This window comes from Paraburkholderia sp. D1E, from assembly GCF_052682275.1.
Genome location: NZ_JBQYMB010000001.1, coordinates 1062479 through 1080697, shown reverse-complemented (window position 1 = coordinate 1080697; position 18219 = coordinate 1062479). Strand labels below are relative to the sequence as shown.

The 18219-nt window shown below is 59.7% G+C and carries 15 protein-coding genes and 4 pseudogenes; 10 read left to right on the top strand and 9 right to left on the bottom strand.

The genetic code is table 11. The features are described from left to right. Nucleotides 1-71 precede the first annotated feature (71 nt). Both ACUN0E_RS05120 and ACUN0E_RS05115 read left to right on the top strand, forming a co-directional pair. The gene (locus ACUN0E_RS05120; protein ID WP_445565841.1) at nucleotides 72-599 is read left to right on the top strand and encodes a (2Fe-2S)-binding protein; all 528 of its coding nucleotides are present in this window, start codon (nucleotides 72-74) and stop codon (nucleotides 597-599) included. Continuing rightward, the gene (locus tag ACUN0E_RS05115) at nucleotides 600-2897 is read left to right on the top strand and encodes a molybdopterin cofactor-binding domain-containing protein (RefSeq protein WP_445565840.1); all 2298 of its coding nucleotides are present in this window, start codon (nucleotides 600-602) and stop codon (nucleotides 2895-2897) included. Here the strand turns inward: ACUN0E_RS05115 and ACUN0E_RS05110 are convergent. Continuing rightward, nucleotides 2856-4289 (bottom strand): DEAD/DEAH box helicase, encoded by a 1434-nt coding sequence (locus tag ACUN0E_RS05110; RefSeq protein WP_445565839.1) that lies wholly within the window; start codon nucleotides 4287-4289, stop codon nucleotides 2856-2858. The genes ACUN0E_RS05115 and ACUN0E_RS05110 overlap by 42 nt on opposite strands. 269 nt (nucleotides 4290-4558) lie before the next feature. Here ACUN0E_RS05110 and ACUN0E_RS05105 point away from each other — a divergent pair. Both ACUN0E_RS05105 and ACUN0E_RS05100 read left to right on the top strand, forming a co-directional pair. Further along, nucleotides 4559-5512 (top strand): annotated as a pseudogene (locus ACUN0E_RS05105) (serine hydrolase domain-containing protein); the annotation flags it as partial. 801 nt (nucleotides 5513-6313) lie between these two features. Then, nucleotides 6314-7441 carry an aminotransferase class V-fold PLP-dependent enzyme gene (locus tag ACUN0E_RS05100; protein ID WP_408234086.1) on the top strand — a complete coding sequence of 376 codons (1128 nt, stop codon included), beginning with the start codon at nucleotides 6314-6316 and terminating at the stop codon, nucleotides 7439-7441. 148 nt (nucleotides 7442-7589) lie between these two features. Here ACUN0E_RS05100 and ACUN0E_RS05095 read toward each other — a convergent pair. Further along, nucleotides 7590-7808 (bottom strand): annotated as a pseudogene (locus ACUN0E_RS05095) (MerR family DNA-binding protein); the annotation flags it as partial. 2 nt (nucleotides 7809-7810) lie between these two features. Between ACUN0E_RS05095 and ACUN0E_RS05090 the strand changes: the two are divergent. Further along, a pseudogene (locus ACUN0E_RS05090) lies at nucleotides 7811-8176 on the top strand (alpha/beta fold hydrolase); the annotation flags it as partial. Nucleotides 8177-8202: 26 nt separating this feature from the next. Further along, nucleotides 8203-8391 (top strand): annotated as a pseudogene (locus ACUN0E_RS05085) (alpha/beta hydrolase); the annotation flags it as partial. Between the two features lie 95 nt (nucleotides 8392-8486). Here the strand turns inward: ACUN0E_RS05085 and ACUN0E_RS05080 are convergent. Then, nucleotides 8487-9755, bottom strand: coding sequence for an RNA polymerase sigma factor (locus tag ACUN0E_RS05080; protein ID WP_445565838.1), 1269 nt, complete (start codon nucleotides 9753-9755; stop codon nucleotides 8487-8489). Further along, nucleotides 9752-10123, bottom strand: a complete 372-nt coding sequence (locus ACUN0E_RS05075; RefSeq protein WP_408337788.1) for a YciI family protein — start codon at nucleotides 10121-10123, stop codon at nucleotides 9752-9754. Before ACUN0E_RS05075 ends, ACUN0E_RS05080 begins: the two co-directional genes overlap by 4 nt. Between ACUN0E_RS05075 and ACUN0E_RS05070 the strand changes: the two genes are divergently transcribed. The 3 genes from ACUN0E_RS05070 to ACUN0E_RS05060 all read left to right on the top strand — a co-directional run bounded on the left by ACUN0E_RS05070 (nucleotide 10124) and on the right by ACUN0E_RS05060 (nucleotide 12545). Then, nucleotides 10124-10774: a lysozyme inhibitor LprI family protein gene (locus ACUN0E_RS05070; protein ID WP_445565837.1), complete on the top strand. Its 651-nt coding sequence runs from the start codon at nucleotides 10124-10126 to the stop codon at nucleotides 10772-10774. Between the two features lie 380 nt (nucleotides 10775-11154). Further along, a complete protein-coding gene (locus tag ACUN0E_RS05065) occupies nucleotides 11155-11817 on the top strand; it encodes a dihydrofolate reductase family protein (RefSeq protein WP_445565836.1) in 663 nt (220 codons plus the stop codon). Nucleotides 11818-12098: 281 nt separating this feature from the next. Then, nucleotides 12099-12545 (top strand): VOC family protein, encoded by a 447-nt coding sequence (locus ACUN0E_RS05060; RefSeq protein ID WP_445565835.1) that lies wholly within the window; start codon nucleotides 12099-12101, stop codon nucleotides 12543-12545. A gap of 311 nt (nucleotides 12546-12856) precedes the next feature. On the opposite strand, the gene ACUN0E_RS05055 is transcribed toward ACUN0E_RS05060, so the two are convergent. Beyond that, a complete protein-coding gene (locus ACUN0E_RS05055; RefSeq protein ID WP_408508436.1) occupies nucleotides 12857-13990 on the bottom strand; it encodes an FAD-dependent oxidoreductase in 1134 nt (377 codons plus the stop codon). A gap of 135 nt (nucleotides 13991-14125) precedes the next feature. Between ACUN0E_RS05055 and ACUN0E_RS05050 the strand changes: the two genes are divergently transcribed. Then, nucleotides 14126-14824 (top strand): TetR/AcrR family transcriptional regulator, encoded by a 699-nt coding sequence (locus ACUN0E_RS05050; RefSeq protein ID WP_445565834.1) that lies wholly within the window; start codon nucleotides 14126-14128, stop codon nucleotides 14822-14824. Between the two features lie 252 nt (nucleotides 14825-15076). Here ACUN0E_RS05050 and ACUN0E_RS05045 read toward each other — a convergent pair whose 3' ends face one another. The 4 genes from ACUN0E_RS05045 to ACUN0E_RS05030 all read right to left on the bottom strand — a co-directional run bounded on the left by ACUN0E_RS05045 (nucleotide 15077) and on the right by ACUN0E_RS05030 (nucleotide 18196). Beyond that, nucleotides 15077-15499 carry a RidA family protein gene (locus ACUN0E_RS05045; RefSeq protein WP_408234110.1) on the bottom strand — a complete coding sequence of 141 codons (423 nt, stop codon included), beginning with the start codon at nucleotides 15497-15499 and terminating at the stop codon, nucleotides 15077-15079. Between the two features lie 92 nt (nucleotides 15500-15591). Next, nucleotides 15592-16374, bottom strand: coding sequence for an ABC transporter ATP-binding protein (locus ACUN0E_RS05040; RefSeq protein WP_445565833.1), 783 nt, complete (start codon nucleotides 16372-16374; stop codon nucleotides 15592-15594). Then, nucleotides 16374-17177, bottom strand: coding sequence for an ABC transporter permease (locus ACUN0E_RS05035; protein WP_445565832.1), 804 nt, complete (start codon nucleotides 17175-17177; stop codon nucleotides 16374-16376). Before ACUN0E_RS05035 ends, ACUN0E_RS05040 begins: the two co-directional genes overlap by 1 nt. Then, nucleotides 17174-18196 carry an ABC transporter substrate-binding protein gene (locus tag ACUN0E_RS05030; RefSeq protein ID WP_445565831.1) on the bottom strand — a complete coding sequence of 341 codons (1023 nt, stop codon included), beginning with the start codon at nucleotides 18194-18196 and terminating at the stop codon, nucleotides 17174-17176. The genes ACUN0E_RS05035 and ACUN0E_RS05030 overlap by 4 nt, the downstream gene beginning before the upstream one ends. Nucleotides 18197-18219: the final 23 nt, after the last annotated feature.

Below are 18219 nucleotides of genomic sequence, written 5' to 3'. Positions count from 1 at the left end.
GGCCGCAAGCACGCGGCCTTTGTAGCACGCACCACACACCGCGCTGCACAACAACATTCAGGAGACAGCGCATGATCGAGATCGTGGTCAACGACACGCGGCACTCGCTCGACAATGTACCGGAAGACATGCCCCTGTTGTGGGTGTTGCGCGACCGGCTCAAATTGACCGGTACGAAATTCGGCTGCGGCGGCGGATTCTGCGGCGCGTGTACGGTGCATCTGGAAGGCGAGGCCGTGCGCTCCTGTTTGCTGCCGATTGCAGCCGTGGCGGGCAAGCACATCACGACGATCGAAGGATTGTCGAAAGACGGCAAGCATCCGCTGCAACTCGCGTGGGTCGCGGAAGACGTGCCGCAATGCGGCTACTGTCAATCGGGGCAGTTGATGCAGGCCGCGGCGTTTCTGAAGGACAAGCCGACCGTCAACGATGAAACGATTGCCACCGCCATGTCGGGCAACATCTGCCGCTGCGGCACCTATTCACGCATTCGCAAGGCGATCAAACGCGCGGCTTCCGGCGATCCGGCGCTCGCGTCCGTCACGTGGGTCGAGCCCAAGTGCGCTTCTGCTTGCACCTCGACGGAAGAGGAGGCTTGAATGCGCAACGACAAACAAGCGCTGGGCAGCGCACACGGTGCGGCGCGTAGACATTTCATCAAACAGAGTTCGGCATTGCTGGCTTCGGGCCTCGCGATCGGTTTTCAACTTCCGGAGGCTTTTGCGAAAGACGCCAACGTAAGCGGCGATCCAAAACCGCAAGCAGGCGAGTTCGAACCGAACGCGTGGGTGCGCGTGTTGCCTGACGACACAATCAAACTGGTAGTCCACAAGCACGACTCCGGCACCGGCACGCGTACCGCATTGGCTGCGGTGGTTGCTGAAGAACTCGACGTCGATCCGTTTCGTGTGGATGTGATTACGCCGGAGAATCCGTTCTACGGGGATTACATTCATCCGCTGTGGAAAGTGTTCTCGACAGGCGGCAGTACCAGCGTCTCGCTTGAGTACGATCGCTTGCGGCGTGCGGGCGCAACCGCACGTGCCATGTTGATCGAAGCCGCCGCGAAACAATGGAACGTGGCGCCGTCCGCGTGTTCGACGGAAAACGGCTTTGTTATTGACAAGGCGAGCGGCAAGCGCGCGAACTACGGATCGTTGGCGAGCGTGGCGGCGCAATTGCCTGCGCCGAAAGACGTCGTGTTGAAAGACCCTTCGCAGTTCAAATACATCGGTAAGCTGCAGAAAAAGCGCGGTGCCGATCTGAAAGCGAGGGGCGCGTTTCCGTACAGCATCGATGTCTCGTTGCCGGGGATGCTGGTTGCCGTCGTCACGCGTGCGCCGGTTATCGACGCACGCGTGCGCAGCGTCGATGCCAAAGCCGCGTTGGCGGTGCCGGGCGTGCGGCAGGTGTTGCAGATTCCTGGCCGTCCGGACCTTCTCGGCGGCAATCAGGCTGGCGTGGCCGTGCTGGCTGACGACTACTGGTCAGCGCACAAGGGTCAGGCCGCGCTGCAGGTCGAATGGGAAGATAGTCCGTTCGAAACGTTCGACAGCACCACGCTCGCCGCGCGCCAGGCCGCGTGGCTCGACGATCCCGCTTCGCATGTCGTGCCGACCGTTCAGCATGGCGACGCTAAAACTGCGTGGCCGCACGGCGCACGTGTGATCGAGGCGTCGTATTCGATGCCATACAAGGCACAGAATGCGCTCGAGCCGATCAATGTCACCGCGTGGGCGAAGGATGGTGGTATCGAGTACTGGGGGGGATTGCAAGTGCCTTCCACGGTGCAGGAAGCGGCCGAGGTGATCGGCGGGATTCCTGCTGAGCGTGTGGTGCTGCATGAGCTTGTTTCGGGCGGCAGCTTCGGCTCGCGGGAATCGAAGTACTGGTTATTTGAGGTGACGTGGCTTGCGTTGAAAGTTGGCAAACCGGTCAAGCTGATGAATAGCCGCGAAGACGAAATGCGCGCGCTGTTCTATCACTCGGCGAGTTATCACCGTGGCAAAGCTGCACTCGATGCGCACGGCAATCTGACCACGTTGCAATTGCGCGCTGTGATGCCTGCCTCGCCGGAACAATGGGAGCCGGGGTATTTTGATCGTCCGGACCGGATGGACTACAGCACGACTGAAGCGATCAGCAAATATGAGTTCGCTTACGATGCGCCGCATGTCGATCTTGGTTGGGTGCGGCATGAGACGGGTGTGCCGACGGGTTGGTATCGGGCGGTGAGTTATATCCCGAACGTGTTCGCGGTGGAGTCGTTTATGGATGAGGCTGCGCATGCTGGGCAGCGTGATCCGGTTGAGTTTCGGCTTGCGCATATGAAGGACCCGCGGCATAAGGCGGTGTTGCGCGAGGCGGCGGAGCGGGCCGGGTGGGGGAAGGCGTTGCCTGCCGGTACGGCATTGGGTGTTGCGACGAATCAGGCGTATAGCAGCTATGTTGCGGTGGTCGCGCGGGTGGTGCGCAAGGGCGATGCGGTGGTGGTTGAGAAGCTGACGTGTGTCGCGGATTGCGGGTTGGCTGTGTCGCCGGGTGGGGTTGAAGAACAACTGTATGGCGGGCTGATGTGGGGGTTAGGGCATGCGACGGCGGATCGCATCGATATTCGGCATGGGCAGGTTGAGCAGAAGAACTTCGATACGTATCGCGTGATGCGGATGAGTGATATGCCGGAGGTTGATATTTTGATCGTGCAAGGCGATCCGGCGAAACCGGGTGGAGTGGGAGAGTTGTCGAGTCCTTCGGTGGCGCCGGCTGTGGCTAATGCGGTGTTCAGGTTGACGGGGAAGAGGGTGAGGGATACGCCGTTTGATCTTGAGAAGGTGGCGCAAGCGGGTGCTCACGGATCAGGGTTGGCGTTTGCCGCGGCCACCAGCCGGCTTACCTGAACCCGCAACTGGCTTGCTGGCGGGTTTGCTGCGTGGCTTTTGCACGCTGAATGGGTTACCGCTGGACAAGCTTGTGCCTTTACCCGCGGCCACAGCGCGTTGCGCTGCAGGCTTGCGTTTGTTTTCGCCACTTTGCGGGCGCGGTTTTTTGCTGAGCACCTGCGCGGCGCCCGGCGCAACTTGCGGCACTTTGGGCTTCTTAGGCTTCTTGGGTTTCTTGATGATCTGGCCCGTCGCGCTAGTTTGCGGCACACGGTGTTCGGCTTCAAAACCCGGCTCTTCTTCACGGGGCAGCGTTTGCCGGATCAGCGCTTCAATCGCGGCCAGTTGCGGCGCTTCATCGGCACACACAAGGGACACCGCCACGCCGCTGGCGCCCGCGCGGCCGGTACGGCCAATACGGTGCACGTAGTCTTGCGCCACGATCGGCAGATCAACGTTGATCACCAGCGGCAGGTCGTCGATATCCAGCCCGCGTGCAGCCACATCGGTGGCTACCAGCATACGTACTTCGCCCGTCTTGAAGCGCTCCAGCGCACGCAGGCGCGCGGGTTGCGGTTTGTCGCCGTGGATGGTGTCGACCGAATAGCCGGCTTCATCCAGGATGGCCGCCAGGTAATCCACGCCATTGCGGGTTTTGACGAACACCAGCGCGTGCTCCCAGTTGTTCTCAGCCACAAGGTGCATGAAGAGGTCCGGCTTGTTCTTTTTATCCACCGGCACCACCCACTGCTTGATCTTGCTGGCCGTGGCATTGGGCGGGCTGACGCTGATATTGACCGGGCCGCGCAGAATGCCCGCCGCCATGGCGCGGATATCATCGGTAAACGTGGCAGAGAACAGCAGGGTCTGGCGCTGAACGGGCAAGGCGGCAAAGACGGCGTTGAGTTCGCGCGCAAAGCCCAGATCCAGCATGCGGTCGGCTTCATCCAGCACCAGCGTTTGTACTTGATCAAACTGCACTGCGTTCTGGCGATTGAGATCCAGCAAACGGCCCGGCGTGGCAACGAGCACATCCACGCCTTTGCGCAACGTCATCATCTGCGGGTTGATACTCACACCGCCGTAGGCGGCCAGAAATCGTAAGTCGAGGCCTTTGCCGTAATCGATAAAGCTTTGCAGCACTTGTTCGGCCAGCTCACGCGTGGGCACCAGCACCAGAACGCGCGCGCGGTTGCTGGGGACCGCCGGGCCGTGTTGCACTAGCCGTTGCAACAGCGGCAGCGCAAAACCCGCCGTTTTGCCAGTGCCGGTCTGTGCCGCAGCCATGACGTCGCGGCCACTGAGCACAGCAGGAATCGCCTTGGCCTGCACCGGCGTAGGTGTCTGGTAATTGAGGTCCTGCAGATTACGCAGCAAGCGATCGATCAGGCCAAGCGAGGCAAAAGACATTGGCGTATTCCGGGCTAAAGCCGCAATTCTAGCGGTTACTGCCTGATTGCGCCGCGCGGATCAAGGGTCAAAAAGATCGACGTTGATCGCCCACTGAATCGTTGCGCAAGGCGGTCGCATAAGAACACTCGTACTTAGTTTGCCAGGTGCGGTCATTTTGCGGTCAGGCTCTCGCGCAACCGGGCCATCCGATCCCATGCCGCCGCGGCAACTCCTCGAGCCTTCAGTGGCATACTAAAGGCCAGGTTCGGCGTCCACCTACTGACGACGCCAACTACACGGACGGGATCATCGTGCTGCACAAGGGCGCGGTGGTTTATGAGCGCTATGCCGGCTGTCTCGACGCGACCGGACAGCATGGAGCGATGTCGGTGACAAAATCGCTGACCGGATTGCTCGGCGAAATGCTCGTCGCAGAAGGCGTGATTGATGACAATGCACGCGTCGACACCATCGTGCCCGAATTGCGGCAGAGTGCCTTTGGCGACGCCACCGTTCGCGAGGTGCTGGATATGACGACCGGACTTCAATACAGCGAGGACTATGCCGATCCCAAGGCGGAAGTCTGGAGCTATTCGGCGGCCGGAAGCCCGCTTCCCCGGCCTGGCGATTACAAGGGGCCGCGAACCTATTGGGAATATCTCGAGACCGTCCGCAAACAGGGTGAGCACGGAGCGGCCTTTGCCTATAAGACAGTCAATACCGACACGCTGGGATGGATCATCGCACGCAAGACCGGAAAATCGGTTGCCCAGTTGCTTGCGGAGCGAATCTGGAGCCGCATGGGTGCCGAACAGGACGGCTACTACACCGTTGACTCCCTTGGAACACCCTATGCCGGCGGAGGCTTCAATGCCGGCTTGCGCGACATGGCGCGGATCGGTGAACTGATGCTGGAAGGGGGCACGATCAACGGTAAGCGGCTGGTGCCAAAGACTGCGATTGACCACATCCGTGCGGGTGGTGACAAAGTCGCATTTGCAAAGGCAGGCTATGGGCTGCTCAAGGGATGGAGCTACAGCGGCATGTGGTGGATCACGCACAATGATCACGGTGCGTTCATGGCGCGCGGCGTCCACGGGCAGGCGATCTACGTCGATCCTGCTGCGCAAATGGTGATCGCGCGTTTCAGCTCACATCCGAGCGCAAGCAATGCGGCGAACGATCCGACTGCCTTGCCCGCCTACCAGGCAGTGGCAGAATATTTGATGACCCGCCCGTAGCGCGGTCATCGCTTGGCATGATTAAGTAATCGGAAAACTTTCAGTGAGTGTAGGTGCAACGAAGTGGAACCGGAAGCCGGTTCATGGGTGAGGAAGGTTTTCAGCTCCATATTTCGGCCAACCTGCTCCGTAGAAGCTATTGGTCGTTCGTGATGCGTGACGCCTGTAACGGGTACTACGTGGCGATGAACGGAGCATCGACTATTCAGAATGACGCGTCGTCTGAGCGCTCAGGACCGAGAGTATGAGTTCACCGATACAGGAAGCGGCCGTCCGGCTGCTCGACGCCGTCACCGTCAACAATCCGCCCATTGCTGACCTACAACCCAAGCCGCCACACCGTCGGCAATAGCCGAACTGCGCTCGACGGTTATCGGGCGGGTCTCGGACGCTCCAGTCATTCGGGTGACGGCTTCGCAAGATGGGCGAACGGCAATAACTTGCCCGCTTCGCACGAAGATAGCCGCGGCGGAAAGCGGTCTCGCGAACCCGTTTGCAACATCGATTTGTGCGGCGCGTCGAATGTGTGCCATAGACTGTGGGATCAAGTCCAGCTACGCCCGCCCATCGGCGTATCATCCGGGCATATTGCCTGGTTGAAAGATGTGGGAATGCGGATAGTCGACTTGGGAAAGGTACTGCTCTGGCCTCAGGGCGGCCTTCTCAAGCCACGCGTGGACTGCCGACCGGGCCGGCTCAGTCAGCTCAAATTGGACGGGGCGTCTCGGCCGATGCCGGTGCAGGTGGCTTTCGTTAGAATCTGTTTTCGATTCTTTTATTTGTCTATTACCGGAGGCGAACGTGCCAGGGTTACTCCCCGATGTCGACCGCGAGGGACTCCTCGAATACTCAGTCGTTTACACCGACCGATCCATCAACCATATGTCGCAGCTTTTTCAGGGAGTCGTACGGGATATTTCCAGCGCGCTGAAAAAAGTCTACAACGCGAAGTCGGCCATTATCGTCCCGGGCAGCGGGACATTTGGCATGGAAGCTGTCGCCCGGCAGTTCGCGACGAACAAGAAGTGTCTGGTGATTCGCAATGGCTGGTTCAGTTTCCGCTGGTCGCAGATTTTCGACATGGGCGGCATTCCGTCTGAATCGATGGTGTTGAAGGCGCGTCCGGTCGAACAAGGAAGGCAGGCCGCGTATGCACCGCCGCCGATTGAAGAAGTGGTCGCTGCGATCAGGGAAAACAAGCCGGATCTGGTCTTTGCGCCGCATGTCGAAACCGCATCCGGGATGATGTTGCCTGATGCCTATTTGCGCGCGGTGGCCGACGCTGTTCATGCCGTCGGCGGCATGTTTGTACTGGATTGCATCGCCTCCGGTACGATCTGGGTGGACATGCAGGCCAGTGGCATTGATGTCCTGATCAGCGCACCGCAAAAGGGATGGAGCGCATCACCCTGCTGCGCACTGGTCATGCTCAGTCCTCTCGCCCGCGAAAGAATCGACGCAACAGCCAGCACCAGTTTCGCTTGCGATCTTCGCAAGTGGCTGCAGGTTATGGAAGCCTACGAGAACGGTGGGTTCGCGTACCACGCCACGATGCCCACGGATAGTCTCGCGACGCTGCGCGACGTCATGAAGGAAACCGAGGCATACGGCTTCGACAAAGTGAGAGCGGAGCAGGCTGAACTCGGCACGCGCGTTCGCTCACTCCTGGTTGCCAAGGGTTTCAAAAGCGTGGCGGCTGAAGGTTTTCAGGCTCCGGGCGTCGTGGTCAGCTATACCGACGATGACGGCATACGATCCGGCAAGAAATTTGCTGATGCCGGCTTGCAGATCGCGGCCGGCGTTCCCCTTCAATGCGACGAGCCTGAAGACTTCAAGACCTTCCGAGTCGGATTATTTGGCCTGGACAAACTGCATGACGTCGAAGGCGCGGTCGCCAGGCTTGCCAAGGCGTTGGACGGTATCGTTTAGGGCGCTTTTCCGGAGCATGTGCGCATGGTTCGTCGTCCTCGCAACCACAACGGCCGATCGACGTGCTCCGTCGTGAATGACTGTTGCCAAGGGTACAACGGCCGTTCGCGTCGTTATATCGCGCTTTACCCGGTCCGTTTCGCGGAAATTAGTCTAAGGGTGGAACAGCCCCGTCAGCCAGCGTCTTAAGCAGGCGCGCGCGACGGCGTTCGAGGTCCGCTATCTGGCGTTCGATCGAGGCCAGCCGTTTGCGCTGCGCATCGGAGGTTTCGGGACATGAACCCGCGCCTTCGATCATGCGCATGCAGTCGGGAAAGGAGCGGATATCAGCCAAACTGAAACCGGTTGCGATCATGCGCTGAATCTGCCAAGACACACCTCGATGGCGAGCGCAGATTTCTCGGCCTGTGTTTCCATACGCAGCCCGGCAAGTCCACAACGGAGCGTCTGCTTGCAAATGCAGCGATGGCGTCGTGGGACATGCAGAGCGGAGTTCAGTCGATGACTGTCGCCGCTTCCGAGGGCTTGAGCAAAACCAGAGTGCCTGTGTTGCTGCTCTATGGCGAACACGACGCGCTTGTGAATACTAGCGGTGCGATTGCCCGGGCGAAGGAACTTGATCCACACATTCAAACCAAGCTGTACGCGAATTCGGGTCACGCGCCTTTCATTGAAGAGCCGGATCGTTTCAATCACGATCTGGCCGCTTTCATTGATACCGCCGTGGCGCACTGAGTCGACTTCCGAAACGAGAGGAACACATGTCAACTGATACCCTCCGTCATGAATCGCGTGACCATTTCCCGGGTTTCTGCGGTCTCCAGGTCGACGCAGGAGATGTCTCCTTTAACGGCGTGATTAGCGGCTCTGGACCACTAGTACTCCTGTTGCACGGCTATCCGCAGACGCATCTGGCATGGCGCTACATTGCTCCTCAGCTGGCACGTTCATTAAGCGGGGGGAACGGTCCTGGCCGCGCAGCGCGGGGTCTGAGCCGCGTCAGCGCGAGGCTTGCAACCTCGCGCGGCAAACGCAACGCACCAATCTAACTTCTCGCCGATGACAGTTCGATGCGCTTGCGCTGCAGGAACCGGCGCACGGCCGGATCGCGCTCGAGTCCGATGGCGAGATCGTACGCGCTGAGCGCTTCGGCCGTCGCGCCGGCACGCGCGAGCAGATCAGCACGCGCGGCCCAGTACGGCTGGTAGTCGGCCAGCCGCGGATCGTCCACATACGGCTCGAGCGCGTCGAGCGCCGCCTGCGGACCGTCCCGTTCCGCCTGCGCGAGAGCGCGGTTCACCGCGACCACCGGCGACGGCGCGATCGCGAGCAGCGCATCGTAGAGTTGCACAATCTCGTCCCAGTTCGGGCGATGCGTCCGGCAGCGGTGAACGTGCGCCGACTGCAGCGCGGCCTCGAGCTGAAAGCGTCCAATTGCGTTGAATGTGCTTGCGCGCCGCAGCAATGCGTTGGCTGCGTCGATCATCGGTGCGTTCCATGTCGCCGGATCCTGAGCCGACAGCGGCACGTAGTCGCCGGCCGCATCGCGTCGCGAATCGCGCCGCGACTGTGCATACAACATCAGCGCGAGCAGACCAAGCGTCTCTGGCTCCTCGGGCAGCAGTTCGACGAGCAGTTGTGCAAGAAACAGCGCCTCGTCGGCGAGATCGCGCTGCCCGGCATCGCCGCCGACAGGATCGGTCCACCCTTCCGCATACGCCGCATAGACCGCTTCCAGCACCGCAGCGAGCCGGCCGGGCAACTCCTCGCGCTCCGGTACGCTGAACGGAATGCCAGCTTCACGGATCTTGTTCTTTGCCCGCACGAGACGCTTGCTCATCGCGGCGGGCGACATCAGGAAGGCAGACGCAATCGTCTTCGCTTCGAGCCCCAGCACCACCTGCAGCATCAGCGGCGTGCGAATCGCGGCCTCGAGCGCAGGGTGCGTGCACGCGAACAGTAGCGCAAGCCGCCGGTCGGGCAACATGCCTGCTTCACGCTCGTCGATCTCGTCGGCGAGGATCGAGAGCTGGTTCACCACTTCGTCGCCGACACGACGATGACGCACGCCGTCGAGCGCCCGGCGGCGCGCAACCGTCATCAGCCACGCTTCGGGATTCGCGGGGCAGCCTCGCTTCGGCCAGTCCGCGAGCGCGGCCGCAAACGCGTCGGCCAGCGCGTCTTCGGCCGCGGCGACGTCGCGCGTGCGCATCGCCAGCAGCGCGACGAGCTTGCCGTAACTGCGGCGAGCGACCGCCTCGGCAATCGAATGCGCGGCGCCGTCAATGTCACGGTCGCCGTCGGACGGGCTCATGCAGCAGATGGCGCGTCGTAGGGGGCAGTCCAGACCGGGCGCACTTCCATGAGGCCGTGCGCCGCGCCGGGACAACGCGACGCCCACGCTATCGCCGCGTCCAGGTTGGGCACGTCGATCAGGTAGTAGCCGGCGAGCTGCTCCTTCGAATCGGAATACGGTCCGTCAAGCACCTGCGGCTTGCCGTCGACGAGCCGCACCGTAGTGGCTGTGCTCGTGTTCTGCAGCCGGTTGGCGCCCATCAGCGCCTCCGCTTTTTTCAACGATTCGGTGTACGCCTGATATGCGGCAACCCCTTGCTGCCGCTCGCTGTCGGTCAACTGGTTCCAGCCGTTTTCTTCCGAATAGATCATCAATAGGTATTGCATATGAGCCTCCGTCATGGGGTTAAGGCGGGTGAATTGCATTGGGCCGCCATTACAATGACGCTCGGGCCGCATGCTGACGGACAGGTGGCGTCAAAAAAAGCGAACGGCGCACCAACCTTAATCGTTCGCCTTCTAGTTGCACTGCAAGAATGTTTGCTGATCCTCCTGAGCTTCTTTCAGCATTTGCTACTATTGCGACGCAGCAAATACGCCATTCAACTAGGGGATATGATGAAACGAGTTCTCCTGGCACTTGCCCTTACGTGTTCGTCCGCCATTGCCGGCACCCTTGATCCCGCCGACGTCATCTCGCAGCAAAGCGGATTGCCTGCGAGTGAAGTGCAAGCCATGCTCGCGAACTGCGACGAGAACCAGATGAGCCTGAACTTCTGCGCATGGCGTGACAGAGTGGTTGCCGAGCAGAAGCTGCAGGATGCCATCGACGATAAGACCTCGAATTCTCCAGATTGCAAGGCGCGTCTGGAAAAGAAAATCACCGCATGGAAGAAGCGCCGCGACGCGAGTTGCAAGAAGTCAGCCGAGGCGGAAAACGGAGGTGGTTCCATCGTGCCGATGGAAATTGCCGCCTGCCAGGCCGCAGAGACCGACCGCATGACGAAGGTTGTCGCATCGATCCGCCGATGCAATTGACTGACAAGTCGACGTATAGCCGGCAGCAGCGGTGGCAAAGGAAGCATGTGGCCAAAGCCGCAGCCTTTCTTTCTAACATGAGCCGCTCAATTGTCGGCCGATTCAGACGCGATTGTGGATTGGATTCGGTCGAACTGCAGCAGTCGCTAGTCGTCTCAGTGCGGCCACAAAAGCGGTCGTGCAATGCCATGGACACAATCAGAGTGCTTGCAGTGTTTGGGTGGATGCTTACTGCCGTATGCCAGCTTACAAATTCGGAAAATTTCGCTTAAAGACATACGGTTAAGCAAAAATATGCTGCCAGAATATTTCGCGTAGTTCCGGCAAACCATGCAGATTTTCTGTCCATATTACGTCAGGCGTCTAAACGGAGGCAAACGATGACACGAGTTCGCGTTAAGGGCTTCACCATCTCGCTCGACGGATATGGAGCAGGCCCGAATCAAGACATCAACAATCCGCTCGGCGTTGGCGGGACGGAACTGCACCAGTGGCTTGTCCCAACACGCACGTTCCAGCAGACCTTGTTCGGCAAGGACGGCGGTACGACCGGGATTGACGATGATTTCGCCGCCCGTAGCTTTCAGAATGTTGGGGCCTGGATTCTTGGGAGGAACATGTTCGGACCCATTCGTGGGGACTGGCCGGACACAAACTGGAAAGGCTGGTGGGGAGACAATCCACCGTATCACGTTCCAGTCTTCATCTTGACCCATTATGCTCGCCCGCCCATCGAGATGGAAGGCGGCACGACGTTCCACTTCATAACCGGAGGCTTTCGCGAGGCGCTCGACCGTGCACGCGAGGCTGCTGCCGGAATGGACGTGCGGATCGGCGGTGGCCCGGCCACAATCCAGCAGTATCTTCGAGAGGGCCTTATTGATGAACTGCACATTGCTATCGCGCCGGTCCTGCTCGGCAGGGGAGAATCGCTGTTTGGAGGGGTTGACTTGCGGGCTCTGGGATACGAATGCGTTGAATTCGTAGCGTCGGAGAAGGCCACGCATGTCGTCCTACGGCGCCAGGGGCACACGGGCGCCTAACCCGCTCGCCGAAGGGACGTCTCCGACGGGACGCGGCCTTAGCCTGGACGTTGAGTGTCCGCTTTTCCAATCACCAGCCATCTAAATTGGGTCGAACTAGGTCGGTCATCATCGGACAGAGTTTGGCCAGCAGCGAACGATCGCGGATGGTAGCTATCCTGTGCCCCTGGTGAGGTCTGAATCTCTTGTGCGGCTACTCGCGTGGATAACCCTGAGCTTGAGCGATAGCTCAGGTCGGCAGCGTGACGATCGGCGCTTCAGCCAGGCGCCAAGGAGACATCATGACGGTGAAGCGTATGGACAATGTCGGCATCGTGGTTGAAGACATCGATGCCGCCATTGAGTTTTTTGCCGAACTTGGCCTTGAGCTCGAGGGGCGCGCCCCAATCGAAGGAGACTGGGCAGATGGGGTCACTGGATTGCGCGGCATGCGCGTCGAAATTGCCATGATGCGTACGCCGGACGGTCACAGCCGGCTCGAGTTGTCCCGATTCCTTGCGCCACCTGTGGTCGCCGATCACCGTCGCACCCCGGTGAACGCCCTTGGTTACCTACGCGTCATGTTTGCCGTGGAGGACATCGACGATACGCTCGCCCGCCTCGGTAAACGCGGCGCGGAACTCGTCGGCACAGTGGCCCAGTACGAAAACACGTATCGGCTCTGCTACATCCGGGGTCCCGAAGGAATCCTCATCGGGCTCGCTCAAGAACTCGGGCATGGCGCCTAACCGCTCCATCGAGCGGACGTCCAACAGCAAGCTTCGCTTGCTTTCGGCCGCCGCTCATGTCGAACGTTAGCGACCGGCGGCTTCCCGCAAGAGAAATTCGGAGCGCTGCTCGACCGCTATGGGTCTTCAGCGTTACGATCGACCTGGCCGCTCTCGGGCCGCACGCGGCCATCTCCGGACAATCGTCGCGGACGCTAAAATCGTTGGCACTCGGCTCAGGGCCCCAATGTGTTAGCGGGCTGGTCCCAATCGCGTGTGTCTGTGTTGCCTTCCGACACCCTCCTGAGAAAACGATTAAGCCGGCAGGACAACTACTTGATGGGCTGGTTTTCGCTGAAGAAATCAACCAGACTCTGAGGCGCGTTGGGGCCGAGACACACGTTGAGGATTCTTTCTGACTCCGCGGCTTCGGACGCGCTGCGGGGAAAAAGGTCCCTTTCATACGCGATCAGTGCGGCCTCAAAGTCACCTGGGTTGGCTGCGATGGCCTTCCCAAGTTCGGCGCCGTCGAACATTGCGAGATTGGCCCCTTCGCCTGACGGGATCATCAGGTGCGCCGCATCGCCGAGCAGAGTCACCCCGGGCACGCGAGCCCATCGGTGCTCGACCGGGAGCGCATGAATAGGACGAGGCACAGGGTCAGTCTCACCGTCGGTGATGAGCGCTGTCAGCTCCGGAGCCCAGCCGTCGAATTCCTCGGCAACACGGGCCAGCGCAATTGCCGGATCGGAGAAGTCGATGCTGTCAATCCAGTCCCTGGACTTGTTCAACTCCACGTACGTGTGCAGCACGCCATTGGGCTCGCGGTGCGCGGCGATGCCTTTTCCCGGCGCCAGCGCAAACAAGGCGCCATCGCCAACAGCTTCCGCGCTCGCCTTGTGACGGGTGTCGCTGTCAAACAGGCATGTCTCGATGAATGAGGTGCCGACATACACCGGCTTCGCCTCGGAAAGAAGTGGACGAACTCTCGACCAGGCACCGTCGGCCCCGACGAGAAGATCGGCAGTCACGGCTGCGCCGTTAGCAAAGGTCAACACGTGCCGTCCGCCGCTGAGCGCAGACACCTCCGTGACTTTGTGTCCCCAGCGGACCGTGCCGACAGGCAGTGAGTCGAGCAGAATCCGGCGAAGCTCTCCTCTGGGTACCTCAGGTCGACCGCCTGTGCCATCGTCGGCATCTTCAAACAGGACGTTGCCATCCTTGTCGAGTACCCGCGTTGCCTGGCCGCCAGCATGAATGATCTCAAGGAATTGATCGAAGAGTCCCGCTGCCTTAAGTGCGAGCTGTCCGTTGTTTTCGTGGATATCCAGCATGCCCCCTTGCGCTCGCGCGTTTGCCGAGGCGTCTGCTTCGTAGACCGTCGCAGAGATGCCATGGACGTGAAGCACCCGCGCGAGAGTCAATCCACCCAGCCCCGCACCGATGATCGCTACTGAAGTATTCATCCTGTTTCCCTGTTTCCCTGTTTCCCTGTTTCCCTGGTGATCGGAGATCGCTACATGTCTGTACTGCAGGCAGCGGTTTGGAACATCGTTCCATGGTAATATTGGAACAACATTCCATAAGTGTCAAGATGAAGCATGGCAAAAAAAGTACGTAGCATTCAACGCCGGGAGGAATCGCTCTCGCCCGGTCAAATCGTTGCGGCATCGATCGAGCTCCTCGATTGCGGCGGAGAGCGGGGGCTGACTTTCCGCGCTCTGTCCGAGCGGCTCGCCACCGGTCCTGGTGCTATTTACTGGCACATCTCCAGCAAGAGCGATCTTCTGACTGCCGCGTGCGACGCCATCGTCGCTCGCACGATGAGTGCGCCCGTGGACGGCTCGACGCCGAAAGCAACCATTCGCGCGCTCGCTCTGGCCATGTTCGACGCGATCGACGAGCATCCGTGGGTTGGCTCAGCGCTGACACGTGCCCCCGGGCAGTTGCCGACGGTGCGGGTTCTCGAACGCATTGGCCAGCAACTGCGCGCTCTTGGTGTGCGGGCCGAAGAAGAGTGGGCAACGGTGTCCGCGTTGCTGAGCTACATTCTTGGCGTCGGAGGACAGAACGCGGCGAACTCGCATTTCGCTCGGGAGCAAGGCCTCGATAGATCCAACTTTCTAAACGAGGTGTCGACTGCGTGGTCTCAGCTCGATCCGGATGAGTACCCGTTCACCCGCAACGTAGCCAGACAGTTGCGCGTTCACGACGACCGTGTCGATTTTCTCGCCGGAATCGATCTCATGCTTCGCGGGATCGAGTCAGCGGGCGGTAGTCGATCTGACAGCGCGTCGTGATCGGCGCCGCTACCGTCTCGATAGCGCAGTCTGTCTAGACATTTATGTATTGCCCGTCGATTTCGCGTCCGTTGACTCGAATGCTTTAGTGAGCGAACACACTCGGTTCCTTGAGTTTCTTCTGAATCAGGCGATGGTCTCGACGACCGCTTTGGAGCGGCACATCTGTGTCTTGTGGGTTGGGATTCGCCACTCGCACAGGGCAGTGACCGGGCTAGAACCAGTCGCCCAAGGAGGCCACTCACGTAACGGCTATTCGTCTCGTTCGGGGTGGCGAAACCGTGAGCGAGGAATTTCGGCGATCGCCGCGATCTCGATCATCAGTTCAGGTCGGTATAGACGTTCGACCTGGACGGTCGTGGTGACAGGATACGGCGCGGCAAAAAATTCTTGCCGGATGTCTCCGGTGGTCATGAAGGCCTCAATGTCCGTTGCATATTGAACCACTGAAATCACATCAGCCATCTGTCCGCCCATCGCCGCTACGACACGGCGAATATTCTCCAGAACCTGTCGTACCTGCACCCGGATGTCGTGTTGCCCTACGACTTGCCCGTGCCGATCGAGTGACACCTGGCCTTTCAGGTGCACGATATGCCCATCGCCTTGAATGACCGCCATCGAGAACGTGCCGAACGGTGCCCAAACTTCCATCGGGTTCACTGCATCTGTCATTGCCGAACTCCTTTGACGGGGTGTCGCCCGGAATCATACATGGCCAACGATGCGTCCATCGATGGCCGCGTTCGAACGAAAATATCGCTCTACTATGTGTTCTCCGCCATCTCGCGAACCGTCTGAATGATCTTCGTCTTCATATGGAAGAATGTTTCGCTATCCCTCAACGCCAGTGTGCGTGTGGTACCCAAATGGGACGTGACATCGATGTCCTCGAGCACCCGTGCGGGTCGTCGTGAAAACACGATGATCCTGTCAGCAAGGAAGACTGCTTCTTCGACATCGTGAGTGACGAAGATGACAGTGCGCACCTCCTCACTTTGAATGCGGCGCAACTCCACCTGGAGCTGCTCCCGCCGCTGCGCGTCGAGAGCGCCGAATGGCTCATCCATCAGAAGCACTTCGGAACCCGCAGCAAGCGTTCGTGCGATTGCGACGCGTTGGCGCATGCCTCCCGATATCCGGTTCGGGTAAGTGCCTGCGAATTCATGAAGGCCGACAAGGCGAAGATAGTGATCGGTGCGACGGCGCTTTTCGTCCTTGCCAAGGTCGGCCCGGTAGCGCATGCCAAAGGCCACATTCTGGCTGACGGTCAGCCAGGGAAACGACGAGTACGATTGAAACACCATGCCACGTCGCTGGTCGGGCTTGCCGACCGGCTCGCCCTCAAGCCGGATTTCGCCGGCGCTCGGCGTATCGAGCCCACCTGACATTCGCATCAGTGTCGTCTTGCCGCAACCGGAGGGCCCTAGAAATACGACGAACTGGCCTCGTGGGATAGTCAGATCAAAGGGCTTTTCCACGACGGGCAACCCGCCAAAGAGCTTGGTGACCCCGTCGAAAACAAGATACTCGGTAGTTCGAATGTTCATCAATCAGTACTCTTGAGGTATCGGAACAGCCGTCGATGAAGCGCGCGAATGACCTGGTCGCTGACAAGTCCAATCATGCCGATCACAAACACTCCAGCCATGACCTGGTCTGTCTGCATGTAACGGCGTGCGTTCCATATGACGAAGCCCAAACCGCTGTCGGAGGCCACGATTTCGGCAATGATCAGGTAGGTCCAGCACCAGCCGAGTGTAATGCGCAAATTGTCGACCAGATTGGGCAGCATCGATCGCCAGGCGATATCCGTAAGAATCTGGAACGGGCGGCCACCGAGCGTACGCGCGATCTCGATGTACTCGTTTGGAACGCGATTAGCGTCGTCGACTACCAGCAAGACTAGCTGGAAGAACGTTCCTAGCCACAGCAGGAAGATCTTTGTTTCCTCTCCGACACCGAACCAGATGATACTGATCGGCACCAGCGCCGGCGTCGGCAAGTACCGGATGAAATCCACGATCGGTTCGAGCGCGGCGTTAACCGGACGATAGCTGCTCATCAACAGGCCGATGGGAATCGCCATCGCCGCCGACAGCGCAAATGCAGTGAGAATGCGCCCGATCGAGACCAGTGCGTTGCCAATGATTTGCCCTTCGAGGGTCATGGTCAAGAGGCTGTGGGCGATCTCGACTGGCGACGGCAGAAAGGTCGGATCGACCCACCCGCTCCATGACGACATCTGCCACACCAGCAAGACTGCGAAGCTGGCGCCGAAGCCAATGAGAATATTGGCCCGGCGACTGATGCTTCCGCGAAAGGAGAAGGCGTTTGGAAGCGGTTTGATCACTTGAGGTCGGTAGCCGAGATGGATTGCAAAAGCGAACCGTCGAATGAGCCGGCGGCCGACAGCGTATGGTCCGATGCACCGTTCGCCAGATTTAGCTTCATCAGCGTATCGAAGGTCTTGTAGATGGAGCCGGGCTTGTCAGTGGCGCCAAGATAGTGCTTCGCCGTGTCGAGCGACGTGTAGGAAAGGCTTCCATCGATGCTTGCCTTGAAGTCCTTGCCGCTCTGGTTGAAGTGAGGCGCGGCAAGACGGATGAAGTCAGCCGGCTCGGCGTTGTAATACGCAATCGCCTTGTACACGCCGATCAGGAAGTTCTTGTAGACGAGCGGGTCGGCTTTGAGTTTTGACTGGTTGACGATGATTGCGTCCACAATCGTACCTGGATAGCTTGCCGATGAAACCAGAATATGAGCGCCGCGTTTCGCGTCTAGCGTGATTGCCTTGTTCATGAACGGTTGGAACGTCCCGATCGCCGCAACGTTATGGTCTGAGAACACCGATAGCGCGTCAGATCCCGCAGTTTGCTTGATCGTCATGTCCTTATAGCTGAGCCCGGCTTTGCTCAGTTCAAGTTGCAGGAGGAGGTAGGCAGGAATATCCGTCTCCATTGCCACCACTTTTCCCTTCAGATCGCTGACCTTCTGGATCGAACCGTCCGCTACCACGCCGTCTCCACCATTGGACTCGTCGATGGTGCCGATCATGACCCCCGGCGTCGAGGGGCTGCGCGGGCGACGCTGATAGTCGTCGACTGTACGCATGTCTACTTCAATATCGCCATGGGCAATCCCTGCCAGCGCGTCTGCCTGCTCGTCGTCAAACTTGACGGTGACCTTCAGCCCGAGCTGTTTGAAGTAACCAAGGTCGCCCGCTACGAAGACCGGTGCGAATCCGGACCAGTTGTTACATATCACGCGAATCGCTTTGTCTTCCGCGTGGGCGGCCTGGGTGGTTGCGATCAGACCGAACGCAAACATGGCCGCCCGAGCGGCGGTTCTATAGTTGAGACGATGTGACATAGAATGCACCCCTAACGAATGGT